This window comes from Mesorhizobium sp. WSM4307 (assembly GCF_007003945.1).
GTDB lineage: Bacteria > Pseudomonadota > Alphaproteobacteria > Rhizobiales > Rhizobiaceae > Mesorhizobium.
Genome location: NZ_VFTB01000006.1, coordinates 358013 through 370528, shown reverse-complemented (window position 1 = coordinate 370528; position 12516 = coordinate 358013). Strand labels below are relative to the sequence as shown.

The window sequence follows — 12516 nt, the reverse complement described above, 5'->3', positions numbered from 1 at the left end:
ACTGCCTCTTCAGTTTGCCGCGCACAGGCGCTACCCTACCGGGCACAGAATTCCGCAGCCATGGCTAGCGGGGGGGCAGGCCACCATGAACATGGACTCGACCATTGCTGGTCCGACATCACATTTGACCGCCCCCGCCATCGGTAGCGAGCTTGTTTGCATCGTCGATCGCAGTTCGTGTTTCCACGGCGCGATTCACGTTTCAGGATTCACTTTTTCCGCAAAATCCCCTGTCGTTGGGCTCGCCTTGCTTCTGCCGGATGGCCGCACAGTCGTCCTGTCGCAAACTGGCCTTCCCAGTGCGGATTTGAGTCGACTCTATGGGCGGCTTGCGGCGTCGTGCCGATTTGATGAGCGGGTCTTTACCGGGCTGGACAACGCTCAGATGCTGGATGTGAAGCTCGAAATAAGATTGGCGGACGGGTCGAAGGAAGTGCGCCCGCTTGCGGCGGCAGATCCAAACGATTCGGTACTGCCCCTGGTAAACAGATTCTTTGCCGAGTTGCGGTCACGTTCCGGCGGACATTTGCTGGAAATAGGTTCGCGCAACCGGACTGGTGCAATGTGGCGCAACAGCCTGCCGCCGGGCTGGGTCTACACCGGCTTCGATATTCTTGACGGCGAGAACGTCGACATCGTTGGAGACGCTCATGAGGCGAGCCGCTTTCTGCCTCGCAAGACCTATGACGCCGTCATGTCATTTGCGGTGTTCGAGCACCTCCTGATGCCCTGGAAGGCCGCGATCGAAATGAACCGGGTTCTCAAGACAGGCGCTCTGGGGATTATCCTGGCGCCACAGACATGGGCTCTGCACGAAGAGCCGTGCGACTATTTTCGGTTTTCGAGTCACTCCTGGAAGGCCTTGCTCAACAGATCGACCGGGTTTGAAATCATCGAAGCCATCGATGGTGTGCGGGCATACATCGTGGCGCGAGTGCACAACATATCGACGCATTTTGGCGAGATGCACACCGGAGCGTTGATGTCGGCCGTCCTGTTTCGCAAGACAGGTGAAACAGAATTGGATTGGCCGGTTTCGCTTTCCGACGTTGCCGAAGATCTATACCCTTTTTAGACCCTTTTTTGCGGTTGGCAGGGGCCGTGGTTTTTTATGCGTAGCCTTGGGGCTGCGCCTCGCCAGGATCGACAGAGACGGACCATGCTCGTTGTCCGGCGTCTCGTGTGCGATCGCCAGATCGTCGAACCCCAGTTTGGCCAGCCCCCACAGCAGATCGTCGCGATGTATCCAGCACGGTACGCGGTCCATGCCTCCGCAAAATGTCGATGCGCCAAGCGGTCCGTAGGGGCGCGGATAAAGCGTCACCGTTCGGCCGTGCCAGTCGCGTTGCTCTGGCGCTCCAAGCGCCGCGCGCCGCCGGTCGTCGGTCGGCATCGCATTGTCGTCGACGACGTGAGTCCATAAAAACAGGCGATCGGTTCGGTCCGCCAACAAGTCCAGCACGTGCAGCGGGTCCGTCATATGATAGAGAACACCGCTGGCAACGATCAGCGGCCAATGCTTTGTTTCGCTCTCCAGGAACGGAACAAAATTACCGAGCCGAAAGGTCGCGTCGCGCAAGCCAAGAATTTCCTTCGCGACCAGACAACGAAGAAAGGCATCGCGATTGGCCTCGATGGCCACGACCGACCCTGCACCTTGCGACAACAGAGTTGCGGTATGCGCCGCCTCCAGGGGACCTAGTTCGAGGACTTGCTTCCCGTTGAGCCAGCCATCCAGTTTCTCCGCGAGCCAAAGTATGCGTGGGTCCTCGTGCAAATGGGATGTGCCCGCCTGCAAGCCTTGCGCTGCCGGGAACGCAGTGACCCATTGGCCCTTGAATGCATCGATCGCATTTTGAGCTGACGGCGCTGATCCGATGTACACGGGAGGATCGACGACGGCCGCGGCGATGTGTTCAGGCCCAGCTTCGTTGATCGCGTCGAGCGCCAGGGCCAGTCTGTCGGGACCATGCGTCGCCGGCTTGGCGGACATTACCGCAAAGAACTCGCACCCTACAGTCGGGTAAAATTGCTCTTCACGAAGTCCCAGGACTCCTGCTGCGTGCAAATCCGCCATGGCCAGGCGGAAACTGGATGGCGTGAAGACCCAGGCGTGACAGTCGACATAGTCGTCTCCTTGCCTGGTTGCCATCGCGTAACCTGCTTGAGGTGTTCCGGCGAAAGCATACTCTCCCTTGAACCCTTCCAGCCAGACCTGCACGCCTCCGCGCGTTCCATGCGATGCGTGGTGATCGAACATGGCCGCCGTGCCATGCCTTTTTTGCCCTGCCATATAGGCGGCCAACAGATGGCCCGCGGTACAACTGGGGCGCAGATAATCGAAGGTGTATCGACGATCCGGAATCAAGAGATACACCCGCCCACCCGGTTTGAGTGCCCGTTCGCAGCGTTGGAGGAAATGAACAGGGTCCGTGAGATGCTCGAAGACGTGACTGGCCACTATGAAGTCGAAGCCCTCGCCAGTCAGGTCGAGTTGTCTGAATTCGCCGCCATCGTCGATGGCGTCCACCGTTTCAAGCCGTGAAACGTCGACGCCGATCGCAGCGTATTTCGAACGCAATCCGTCGGCATCGGCATGATCGACAACGAGCGTTTTGTAACCTTCGGCCTTGGGCAATATCGGCGAGTATGAAGCGCCAATCTCGATGCCGCGTCCATTCTTGCCGATTGCAGTCCGGATAGTCTTTCGGAAGTCCAAGTTCGCACCCCCAGCACCGAGCGTTGCACGTCATGAGTAAACCATTTCACAGCTTCGACTGAAGTGTTATCTGTCGGGGCCGGGAGGGGGCGCGGCCATGAAAAAGATCGGGCAAATTGCGAACTGGGCGGCCGCAGGAGCGTATGTTCTGGCCGCCAAGACAATTCAGTTCCCAGGCATTCTGGCCGAACGCGAGCCGCGATTTGCTTCCGATGAGACCGTGACGCCGGCAATTGGCAATTGTTATGCGATCGTCGTCAAATATCACCTCATCGGGATTACAAGCGACTTTCTCGACCTCCTGGCGACGCTTCGTCGCCAGCACGTCAACGCCATTGTTGTCTGCAATGGCGATCTTCGTCCGGATGAACTCGCGACCTTAAGGACATTTGCGCACCGCATCCTTGTGCGCAACAACATTGGCCGTGACTTCGGAGCCTACCGTGCCGCGACCTTGCATCTGGCGCTGGAGGAACTCCGACCCGAACGTATGATCTATCTGAACGACAGTGTCATTTACATTGCCGGACCTGGCTTGGACTCCATGATCAAAGCCCTGGTTCAGAGCGACTATGACGCCGTTGGCACCTACGAGAACCATGAGTTTGCCCATCATATGGGCAGCTACGCATTTAGTGTAGCCGGCAACGTATTCGCCGATGTGCAGATTCGGCGGTTTTGGCAAAGGTACAGGCCCTACGACATTCGCCCCCACGCGATACGGAAGGGAGAACTCGGCTTTTCGCAATGCCTAGAGCGTTGTGGCTACCAGGTTGATATTGTCTATTCCGCCGACAAGCTCGCGCTTAGGCTCGACAAGATGTCGATCTCGGAGCTGGTAGCAACACTTCGTTACGTCCCTTATGGCGCGCTTCGCGGTTACGATCTTGGCCCGCTTCTGAAAGGCGCTCAAAGAACCGGACAAATGCTGGCGGGCAATCCCAAATCAAAAAGGCGTAGACAAAAACGCGGAAAAGACCCTGCCATTCTCGACCAGGAATCGCGAACGCCCACAATATCCGAATTTGGCAGGTTTTCGGCCGAAACAAAGGCCCGGCTTGAGGAAGCCGAGAAAAATGCGTCCGTGGCCATTCAGATTAGACAAGAGACGCTGGTCAATCATATGATTGGGACCATCATCAATGGCAGCCAGATACACTTCGGCTTCGGGCTCTTTCATCGGGTGATGGATAGTCCTTTGGTGAAGCGCGACCTACTTATTCGAGGGATTTTGCTTGAACATGACTGTGCTCGTATCCTCGAACATCTGACGCCGCCACGGCGGGAGCCGATCATGCGCGAGTTGTTGAACCGTGGGCGGGCCGTCAACGTGCGTGGCATGCGCCGCTTCAAACTCAGGAATGGGCTTATTTAGACGATTCGTCTTCGTCAGGCGCAGCGCCTTATGCCCCGCGCTCAAGCGCAAAGGGCGTGAAACAGACGGTGCCGGCGGCACTTTCACCCTGGGCGAGGACGATGACGCCCTCATCCGGATCATCCCATCGGCCGCGGCTGAAAGCGCCGGAGGCGTTGGTCTGCGGCTCGACACAGAAATATGGCTTGGTCGGATCGGCGTAAAGCATCAGGTGCTTGAAGATCGGGTCAGCCCTCATGCGCAGTCCCGCGCCCCGTGCCGGGAAGCGCAGCGTCGCTTCGCCGCCCCAGCCACCATAGTCGTTGTTGCGCCAGCCGCCCGGCAGGGGTCTGCCTTCGGCAAAGTCGAGTTCGGGCGGCAAGGTGACGGGATCGCCCGAAATGCCATCGGGCTGTTCGAGATAGAAGCGCTCGGCCTTGAACTGCACTGTTACGTCCGGATCGCGATCGAACCAGGGATGCAAACCAAAACCGAACGGCAGGGCGACCGGACCGATATTGGTCAGCGTCATGGTCACGCTCAGTCCCTCGTCCGAAACCGCGAAAGCCTGTGTCGCGCGGTAGGAATAGGGCTCGGCTCCGGCGGCGATGACCAGCGACAGGGTTGCGTTGGCGGGACCTGACCCGGTGACCGTCCAGGCGTGTTGCCAACCGCTGCCATGGACGTTGAATTTTTCGGGCGGATTGTTGGGCAGGACCTGCCAGCGTCTTGCCCCGAAGTCGAAGGCGTTGCCGGCGATGCGGTTGGCATAGGGCGTCATCGGAAACATGGCGACGCCAAGCACATTGCCGGATTTGCGATCATCATCCGAGAGCCGGCGCATGAGATCGATGCCGCGCCAGCGCAACGCGCTCACGCTGCCGCCGATGTGCGGCACCAGGGCAACCTCGAGCGCTCCCGATTCGATGCTCAGCAATTCAGAAATTGCGGCCATAGCCTGCCGTCCATCCACCGTCGACGCCCAGCATCTGGCCCGTGGTGTAGGTGTTGAGCGGATCGCAGAAGAACAACACGGCCGCGACCGCTTCCTCGATGCAGCCGGCGCGGCCGACCGGCGTGTGGCTGAGCATCGCCCTGTCGCCCGAGACCATGGTTTCGTCCTCGACCGCGCCGAAGCCGACGGCATTGACCAACACCCTCGGCCCGAACTCCATGGCCAACGCACGCATGCCGGCCAGAATCGCCGCGTTCTCCATGGAAAAGCGCGGATGGCGGCGCATCGGCATGCCGGCCGTGGCCGAGACCAGGAAGACGATGCGCCCGCCGCCGCGCTCGGCCATGGCCACGGCTGCCCTGCGCGCATCGGCATGCTGGCAGCGTGGATCCTGCATCGTCGTTCCCGGGCGCAGCGGATTGGACATCAGCAGGATGTCGGCGGCATCCCCTGCTTCGACGACCGTGCCGCCATTGGCACGCAGCGCGGCAAGCACGGCGTCGACGATCGGGTTGGTCTCGCCATCGAGGGCCACCGCGGCGCCGTTGAGATCGATTTCCATCGCGCCACTCACATCATGTATCCCGCCGTCCAGCCGCCATCGACGGCCAGCACCTGGCCGTTGACGTAGCTGGCGGCCGGCGAGGCCAGGAACAGCACCGCCTCGGCGATCTCCCGCGGCTCGGCCGGACGGCCGAGCGGCACATGGGCCAGGAATTCCTGCGTGCGGCCGGCGAACTTGCCGTCATCGCCGTAAAACAGCTTGGCGGTCAGCGCCGTCATCACCGAACCTGGAGCGACCGCGTTGGTCAGGATGCCCTTGGCGCCGAGTTCGATCGCCATCGACCGCGTCAGATGGATGATGCCGGCCTTGGCGGCGACGAACGGGCTCTGCAGGCGCATGGCGGCAAGGCCGACGACCGAGGCGATGTTGACGATGCGCCCGCCCCTGCCGGCGGCGAGCATGGGACCGAGTGCCGCGCGGCTCATAATGTAGAGGCCGTCGAGATCGATGCCGGTGATGCGGTCCCATTCCTCGGCCGGGAATTCGTCGATTGTGACACGATGCGCCAGCGTGTTGACGCCGGCATTGTTGATGAGGATGTCGAGGCGGCCGTAACGCCGCATGATCGCGGCGATCGCGCTGTCGACCGATGCGCCATCACGGATGTCGGTGACGCAGGCCATGGCATCGGTCAAGCCGGCCGCGACCTGTCTTGCGCCCTCGCCGTCGATGTCGGCGACGACGACCGCGGCGCCATTGTCGGACAGGCGCCTGGCAATGGAACTGCCTATGGCGCCCCCCGCTCCCGTGACCAGCGCCACCTTGCCTCGCAAATCGCAGCGCATGTCCCGCACACCCCCCGAGCAATACCGGGTTATGCTATTATAATATCTACTGGAGTCGGGCAAGCGGCAGCGTTGCCGGCGCGATTATTCCGCCGGCGCGCCGGCAACGTTCTTGCGGGCGGCATCGACCATCAGCCGCCGTGCGCGGAACACGCCCCATTGCTGGTCGACGAGGACGCCGATGAGAATGACGCCGCCCATGACCGCGAAGTTGAGGGAGGACGGGATGCCGAGCAGATTGACGAGGTTCTGCAGTTCCTGCAGCAGCACGGTCCCGAGGATGACGCCGATCAGCGAGCCTTCGCCGCCGCGCAGCGAGAAGCCGCCGAGCACGGCGGCGGCAATGGCGTAGAGTTCATAGAACTGGCCGTGGCTGGCCGGCGAGATCGAGCGTGTGTACATGGCGAAATAGATCGCCGACAGCGCCGTCAGCACGCCGCAGATGACATAGGCGGCCATGACGATGCGGCCGGTACGGATGCCGGAATATTTCGCCGCCTCCTCATTCTTGCCGATGGCGTAGAGATAGCGGCCGAACACCGAACGGTGCAGCACCACCCACATGACGATGGCGATGACGATCAGCGCGATGAAGCTGTTCGGCACGCCCCAGGAGCGGCCCGCGGTGAGGAATTCGAGCTCGGGGAAATTCTGGCCGAAGGCGAAGCCGGCGGTGCCGTCGGCGGTGTAGAAGCGGGCGACGCCGCGATAGATCAAGAGGCCGCACAAGGTGACGACGAAGGGCTGCAGCTTCAGCCTGGTGATCAGCCAGCCATGCACCAGGCCGATGATGGCGCCAAGCGCGATGATCAGCACGAAGGCCAGAGGCCAGTCCAGTTCGCGCACGGCGATGAAGTCGATGAACAGCGTTCCCAGCAGCGCCACCACCGAGCCGACCGACAGTTCGATGCCGCCGGTGATAATGACGAAGGCCTGGCCGATCGACAGGATGCCGAACAGGCCGATCAGGTTCGAGGTATTGGCAAGGTTGATCGGCAAAAGGAAGCGCGGATTGATGATGGCCACGATTGCGCCGACCACCAGGATCAGGATCAGCAGGCCGAGATCTTTCTTGCTCATCGTCTTCTCCCCAATGCCTGCCTGAGCAGGTTGCGCGGTCTCGCGACCCAGGCGCAAAAACTATTTCGGCTGCTTGCCCACCGCCAGCAGCAGCACGTTTTCCTGGCTGAACTGGTCCTTGTCGAGAATGCCCGAGATCTGGCCCTCATGCATGACGGCGATGCGGTCGGACACGCCGATCACCTCCTCCATGTCGCTGGAGATCATCAGCACGGCGACGCCGGCATCGGCCAGCGCGCGCATCAGCCCGTAGATTTCCGCCTTGGCGCCGATGTCGATGCCGCGCGTCGGCTCATCGAGGATCATCACCTTCGGGTTCATGGCCAGCCATTTGCCGAGCACGACCTTCTGCTGGTTGCCGCCCGACAGCGTGCCGGTGCGCGTCTGCACCGACGGCGCCTTGATACCGAGATTTTTCTTCTGTTTCTCGGCGGTTGCCGTCTCGGCGCTTGCCGAGACCAGTGAGCGCCTGGCATGCGCCGGCAGATTGGGCAGCGAAATATTCTGCGCGATCGACAGGTCGAGCAGGATGCCGGTCAGCTTGCGATCTTCCGGCACCAGGAAAATGCCGTGCGCGACGGCATCGGCCGCCGACCCCAGCACAAGCGTCTTGCCGTCGAGCTCGAGCGTGCCGCCAAGGCTGCCGTCGATGCCGAAGAACACGCGGGCCAGCTCGGTGCGGCCGGAGCCGACAAGGCCGGCAAGGCCGAGGATCTCGCCACGCCGGACATCGAGGTCGACCGGCCGGCTGGGATAGGTGGGGGTGCGGATGGCCTTGGCCGCAAGTGCCGTGGCGCCGGGCGCCCGCGCGGCCTCGGAGGCCTTTTCGCGTTCCTTCAGCATGCGGCCGATCATCAGCTTGACCATCTGGTCGTGATTGATGTCGCGCTTGCCCAGCGTGCCGGCCAGCATGCCATCGCGCAGCACGACGACGCGATCTGCGACGCGCTCGACCTCGTGCAGGCGGTGCGAAATGAAGATGACGCTGATGCCGTCGGCCTTCAGCGCCTTGATGACGTCGAGCAGTTTGTCGGTCTCGGCGAGCGGCAGGCTCGATGTCGGCTCGTCGAGGATGACCAGCCTTGCCTTGATCGACAGCGCCTTGGCGATCTCGACCATCTGCTGCTGCGCCAGCGACAGGTCGGCGACCTGCGCATCGGCGGAGAAATTGGCGCCGACGCGCTTCAAGAGCGGCGCCACCATCTCGCGCAGCTTCGAGCGGTCGACGAGTTTCAGCGGCCCGGCGCGCAGCGGCTCGCGGCCGAAGAAGATGTTGGCGGCGACGTCGAGATTTTCGAACAGGTTGAGTTCCTGGTGGACGAAGGCGATGCCCGAGCCCAGGCTGCCTTCGACGGTCAAGCTGTTGTGAGCGGTGCCGTCGACCGTGATCGTGCCGGTGTCCGGCGTGGTGACGCCTCCGAGGATCTTCATCAGGGTCGACTTGCCGGCGCCGTTCTCGCCGACGAGGCCGATGACCTCGCCCGGCCTGACCTCCATCGAAAACCCGTCGAGCGCGACGACGCCCGGATAGGTCTTGCGCACGTTCTCGAGGCTGAGAAACGGGGTGATTGCCGCGATGGATGTATCGGAATAATTCATCATGCCTGACAGGGATTGGCGGGCCGACTTTTAAGGCAGACTGACGCTCCTCGCGGTGTTCGTCAATGCGAACAGCCGGCTCAAGCAAGTTGAGCCGGCTGAACTGCCTGTGGTCTTAGTTTCCTGCCATCGCCTTCAGGTTGGCGGCGTAGGCGTCGACATCATCCTTACCGATGATCTTGGTCGGGATGATGATGAGGTTGCCGGCCGGGATGCCCGACTTGTCGCCCTTGAGATAGGCAGCCATCAGCTTCATGCCCTGATAGGCCCATTCGAAGGGCTGCTGCACGACGGTGGCGGCAACGGTGCCTTCCTTGACGCCGCCCAGCGTGATCGGATCGTCATCGAAACCGACGACCGTGATGGAGCCGAGCTTGCCGGCATCGCGCAGCGCTTCATAGATGCGCGGCGTGTTGTAGGAATAGAAGCCGACCATGCAGGTGACGTCGGGGCTGGCGACCAGCGCGTCCTCGACATTCTTCTTGGCACGCGCCTGGTCGATATCGTCGCCGCGCACGTCGACGAGCTCGATCTTGGTGCCGGCCAGGCCATCTTTCATGCCCTGGATGCGCTCCTTGGCGTTGTCGGCGCCGAGCAGGCCGACGAAGCCGAGGCACTTGCCGCCATTGGGCATCGCCTTCTTGGCGATTTCGGCCGCCTGCTTGCCGGCGTCGACATTGGACGAGCCGATATAGGCGACGCGCTTGGTCTGCGGTGCGTCGCTGTCGGTGGTGAACAGCGCGGTTTCAGACGCGATCTTGTTCAGGCCATCGGTCGAGGTCTTCGGGTCGACGGCCGAGACCATGATGCCCTTGACGCCGGCCGTCACCAGATCGTCCATCAGCCGCTGCTGGATGGCGACCGAGGATTGCTCGGGATATTTGAGTTCGAGATTGTAGTCGGGCAGTTCGCCCTGCGCCTTCTTGACGCCAGCTTCGGCCGCTTTCCAGAAATCGGAAGCGCCGTTGACGACGAAAGCCAGTGTCGGCTTGTCGTCGGCGCGCGCGATGGCCGTCGCCGTCAGGCCGACAACCAGGGCCGCGGCGGCCACGGATGCATTGCGTATCAAGGACTTCATGTTCAACCTCCCGTTTGGGTCCAGCCGTCGGGCTGGACCGTCTTGCTCACTAGAATTGCGTGCTCACCTGAATTTGCCGTTTGCGGCTTGGATACCCCTCCTCCTCAGGGTTTCCCGGCACTCACAAGAATGGCCTCGTTCCAGCCACGGCCACGGACTTTAGAGACTCATTCTGCGTTCGTAAATAGTCCGATTTGTCTGACATATCACTTATCCGAGACAGAGCTTGCGGAGGCAATCCGCTCGCCATCGGGTCATCGCGTTCGCTTTCCCGCCGCCCCGAACCCTACAAGGCCGGACGCGACGGATTGACGTTACAGCGCATTTTTGTATTAGTAAACACTATTAGTTTTCAGCCAATATCCGGGCACATCGTGGCACCACGGTGAACGAAGCGCTGGCGAGCCCATGCCTTGGCGCACGGCATACAAAGCCGCGCAGTCATTGCTTTCCTCCCACATAAGGAGCCTGATGATCGATGGACCGCATGGCCACTAATAGATATAAACGAAGCGGCGGTTTCTATAAGCTGGCGCCGCCGCGCCATCTTGTCGGGCCGGCAGGCTGCCGCTAGACAGGCCGGGATTGGGGACAGGACTGCCATGAGTGAAACGACGGATCCGGCCATCGAGACGGTCAAGCGCCGCAAGGCGCCAGCCAAGCCCAAGGGGCGGGTCACCATGACAGACATCGCCAGAGCGGCCGGCTGCTCGCAGGCGACGGTTTCCTTCGTGCTCAACAATTCGCCAGGGATCAAGCTGTCGCAGCAGACCCGCGAGCGGGTGATCGAAGCCGCGCGGGCGCTGGGTTACAGCGCGCCCGCCTTCTCGGCGCTGCGCAAGCCGGTTGCCGCCTTCGACGGGCTGGACGGAGTGATCGGCTTTGCCGTCGACCAGCTGGCGACCAGCCCTGAGGCGGTGGTGGCGATCGAAGGCGCGCGCCAGGCCTCGTGGAATGCCGGCAACGTGCTTCTGGTGGCGCAGACCATGGGCGACGCCGTGATGGAGCCGCGCGCCATCCAGGCACTGACCCGGCGGGGTATTTCGGCGCTGATCTACATGACCATCTTCACCCGCGAGATCACCGCGCCCGACTTCCTCTACAGCCTCGACATTCCGGTGATCCTGCTCAATTGCTACACGGCCGACTACGCCTTTCCCGCCGTGGTGCCCTCCGAGATCGCCGGCGGCCAGAGCTCGACCCGGCATTTGATCAGCCACGGCCACCGCCGCATCGCCACCATCACTGGCGAGCCGTGGATGCAGGCCGCGCAGGACCGGCTCAAAGGCTACCGGCGCGCGCTCGCCACCGCCGACATCCCTTTTGACCCGGAGCTGGTGGTCGAGGGCGACTGGTCGGCAAGTGCGGGCTATGCCGCGACGGTGAAGCTGCTGGCGCTCAAAGACCGCCCGACCGCCATCTTCTGCCAGAACGACCGCACCGCGATCGGCTGCTACGAGGCGCTGAAGGAAGCCGGCCTGCACATTCCCCAGGACATCTCCGTCGTCGGCTATGACGACGAGGAAATCGCCCGGCATCTGTTCCCGCCGCTGACCACTTCGATCCTGCCGCATATGGCGATGGGCCAATGGGCGATCGAACAGCTCGAGGCACCAACGGCGCCCGGACACGGGCGCTATCCCATCACCAAGCTGGAGTGCCCGCTGGTGGAGCGGGAGAGCGTGCGGGCGGTGGCGGGTTAAGGCAAATTGAGGCAGTTGGCGCACCCGACAGGATTCGAACCTGTGACCTCTGCCTACGGAGTAGAAATCCGGAGCTTACCAAAAGATTGCTCTTTAGGCTGCAGCTCCGGCTTTCGGCCTTTCTCGCGGCTGTGCTGGGCAATGCAAATCAGCCACTTGCTCTGGTCGAGAGGATGTCGAAGTAAATCTCGCCAAAGTTCAGTCAAGCCGAACGCCTAACGTATCGAATACGAGATGGCGGCCGGTAATGAGCGGAACCTTTAGGATGGGCCTTCCTCACTCCGGACCTGCACCCTGCAACGCACGAATGCGTCTTCAATACGGTCTGCCAAATAGTGAAGAAATCCGATCACCTACGCCTTTTCAGGAACTCTGTCCGCAGAACCAGGTTCTTGACCTTCTCGGCTCGACCCTCGACCTCATCTTCATTGCCCGTGAGGTGGATGTTTTTGATCAGCGTTCCGTGTTTCAGGGTGACGGACGTGCCCTTGACTTTGAGATCCTTGATGAGCGTGACGGAATCTCCTTCGCTCAGCGGAGTGCCGTTGCTGTCCGTGACCTTCATGATTTCGCTTCCGGCCTTTGTGCATTCAATCCGTTGAGGAGATCGGCAAGTTCCTCGGCATCGTGCCGGTTCATTCCAACGATGGTTCGGCTGCCCATCTCGGCGGGCCGTCC

The 12516-nt window shown here is 61.7% G+C and carries 11 protein-coding genes and 1 tRNA gene; 3 read left to right on the top strand and 9 right to left on the bottom strand.

What is annotated here, in order from left to right; all coding sequences use genetic code 11:
- The first annotated feature begins 85 nt into the window (after nucleotides 1-85).
- Entirely contained in the window at nucleotides 86-1075 is a 990-nt protein-coding gene (locus FJV83_RS17085; RefSeq protein ID WP_246691877.1) for a methyltransferase domain-containing protein, read from the top strand.
- On the opposite strand, the gene FJV83_RS17080 is transcribed toward FJV83_RS17085, so the two are convergent.
- Nucleotides 1061-2719, bottom strand: a complete 1659-nt coding sequence (locus FJV83_RS17080) for a methyltransferase domain-containing protein (protein WP_246691876.1) — start codon at nucleotides 2717-2719, stop codon at nucleotides 1061-1063. The two genes, FJV83_RS17085 and FJV83_RS17080, sit on opposite strands and share 15 nt — an antisense overlap.
- Nucleotides 2720-2816: 97 nt before the next feature.
- On the opposite strand from FJV83_RS17080, the gene FJV83_RS17075 reads away from it, so the two are divergent.
- A complete protein-coding gene (locus tag FJV83_RS17075) occupies nucleotides 2817-4094 on the top strand; it encodes a rhamnan synthesis F family protein (RefSeq protein ID WP_095773154.1) in 1278 nt (425 codons plus the stop codon).
- 28 nt (nucleotides 4095-4122) lie between these two features.
- Here the strand turns inward: FJV83_RS17075 and FJV83_RS17070 are convergent, their stop codons facing one another.
- From FJV83_RS17070 to FJV83_RS17045, 6 genes are all read right to left on the bottom strand, one after another.
- Nucleotides 4123-5028 carry an aldose 1-epimerase gene (locus FJV83_RS17070; protein ID WP_142886790.1) on the bottom strand — a complete coding sequence of 302 codons (906 nt, stop codon included), beginning with the start codon at nucleotides 5026-5028 and terminating at the stop codon, nucleotides 4123-4125.
- Nucleotides 5012-5590, bottom strand: a complete 579-nt coding sequence (locus FJV83_RS17065; RefSeq protein WP_142877096.1) for an SDR family oxidoreductase — start codon at nucleotides 5588-5590, stop codon at nucleotides 5012-5014. The genes FJV83_RS17070 and FJV83_RS17065 overlap by 17 nt, the downstream gene beginning before the upstream one ends.
- 8 nt (nucleotides 5591-5598) lie before the next feature.
- A complete protein-coding gene (locus tag FJV83_RS17060; RefSeq protein WP_095773157.1) occupies nucleotides 5599-6378 on the bottom strand; it encodes an SDR family NAD(P)-dependent oxidoreductase in 780 nt (259 codons plus the stop codon).
- Between the two features lie 84 nt (nucleotides 6379-6462).
- Entirely contained in the window at nucleotides 6463-7458 is a 996-nt protein-coding gene (locus FJV83_RS17055; RefSeq protein WP_095773158.1) for an ABC transporter permease, read from the bottom strand.
- Nucleotides 7459-7518: 60 nt separating this feature from the next.
- Complete coding sequence (locus tag FJV83_RS17050; protein ID WP_095792189.1) at nucleotides 7519-9057, bottom strand: sugar ABC transporter ATP-binding protein; 1539 nt, start codon at nucleotides 9055-9057, stop codon at nucleotides 7519-7521.
- A gap of 115 nt (nucleotides 9058-9172) precedes the next feature.
- Complete coding sequence (locus tag FJV83_RS17045) at nucleotides 9173-10135, bottom strand: sugar-binding protein (RefSeq protein WP_095773159.1); 963 nt, start codon at nucleotides 10133-10135, stop codon at nucleotides 9173-9175.
- Nucleotides 10136-10737: 602 nt separating this feature from the next.
- Between FJV83_RS17045 and FJV83_RS17040 the strand changes: the two genes are divergently transcribed.
- The gene (locus FJV83_RS17040; protein ID WP_185973447.1) at nucleotides 10738-11838 is read left to right on the top strand and encodes a LacI family DNA-binding transcriptional regulator; all 1101 of its coding nucleotides are present in this window, start codon (nucleotides 10738-10740) and stop codon (nucleotides 11836-11838) included.
- A 16-nt stretch (nucleotides 11839-11854) separates the two neighbouring features.
- On the opposite strand, the gene FJV83_RS36455 is transcribed toward FJV83_RS17040, so the two are convergent.
- Together FJV83_RS36455 and FJV83_RS17035 are read right to left on the bottom strand one after the other, a co-directional pair.
- A tRNA-Arg gene (locus FJV83_RS36455) sits at nucleotides 11855-11931 on the bottom strand.
- Between the two features lie 256 nt (nucleotides 11932-12187).
- The gene (locus FJV83_RS17035) at nucleotides 12188-12403 is read right to left on the bottom strand and encodes an alkylphosphonate utilization protein (RefSeq protein WP_095773160.1); all 216 of its coding nucleotides are present in this window, start codon (nucleotides 12401-12403) and stop codon (nucleotides 12188-12190) included.
- Between the last annotated feature and the right edge of the window lie 113 nt (nucleotides 12404-12516).

Coding starts and splice junctions, on each gene's coding strand:
- FJV83_RS17050 (WP_095792189.1), bottom strand. CDS start 9,057: ATGAATTATTCCGATACATCCATCGCGGCAATCACCCCGTTTCTCAGC.
- FJV83_RS17055 (WP_095773158.1), bottom strand. CDS start 7,458: ATGAGCAAGAAAGATCTCGGCCTGCTGATCCTGATCCTGGTGGTCGGC.
- FJV83_RS17060 (WP_095773157.1), bottom strand. CDS start 6,378: ATGCGCTGCGATTTGCGAGGCAAGGTGGCGCTGGTCACGGGAGCGGGG.
- FJV83_RS17070 (WP_142886790.1), bottom strand. CDS start 5,028: ATGGCCGCAATTTCTGAATTGCTGAGCATCGAATCGGGAGCGCTCGAG.
- FJV83_RS17065 (WP_142877096.1), bottom strand. CDS start 5,590: ATGGAAATCGATCTCAACGGCGCCGCGGTGGCCCTCGATGGCGAGACC.
- FJV83_RS17075 (WP_095773154.1), top strand. CDS start 2,817: ATGAAAAAGATCGGGCAAATTGCGAACTGGGCGGCCGCAGGAGCGTAT.
- FJV83_RS17035 (WP_095773160.1), bottom strand. CDS start 12,403: ATGAAGGTCACGGACAGCAACGGCACTCCGCTGAGCGAAGGAGATTCC.
- FJV83_RS17085 (WP_246691877.1), top strand. CDS start 86: ATGAACATGGACTCGACCATTGCTGGTCCGACATCACATTTGACCGCC.
- FJV83_RS17040 (WP_185973447.1), top strand. CDS start 10,738: ATGAGTGAAACGACGGATCCGGCCATCGAGACGGTCAAGCGCCGCAAG.
- FJV83_RS17045 (WP_095773159.1), bottom strand. CDS start 10,135: ATGAAGTCCTTGATACGCAATGCATCCGTGGCCGCCGCGGCCCTGGTT.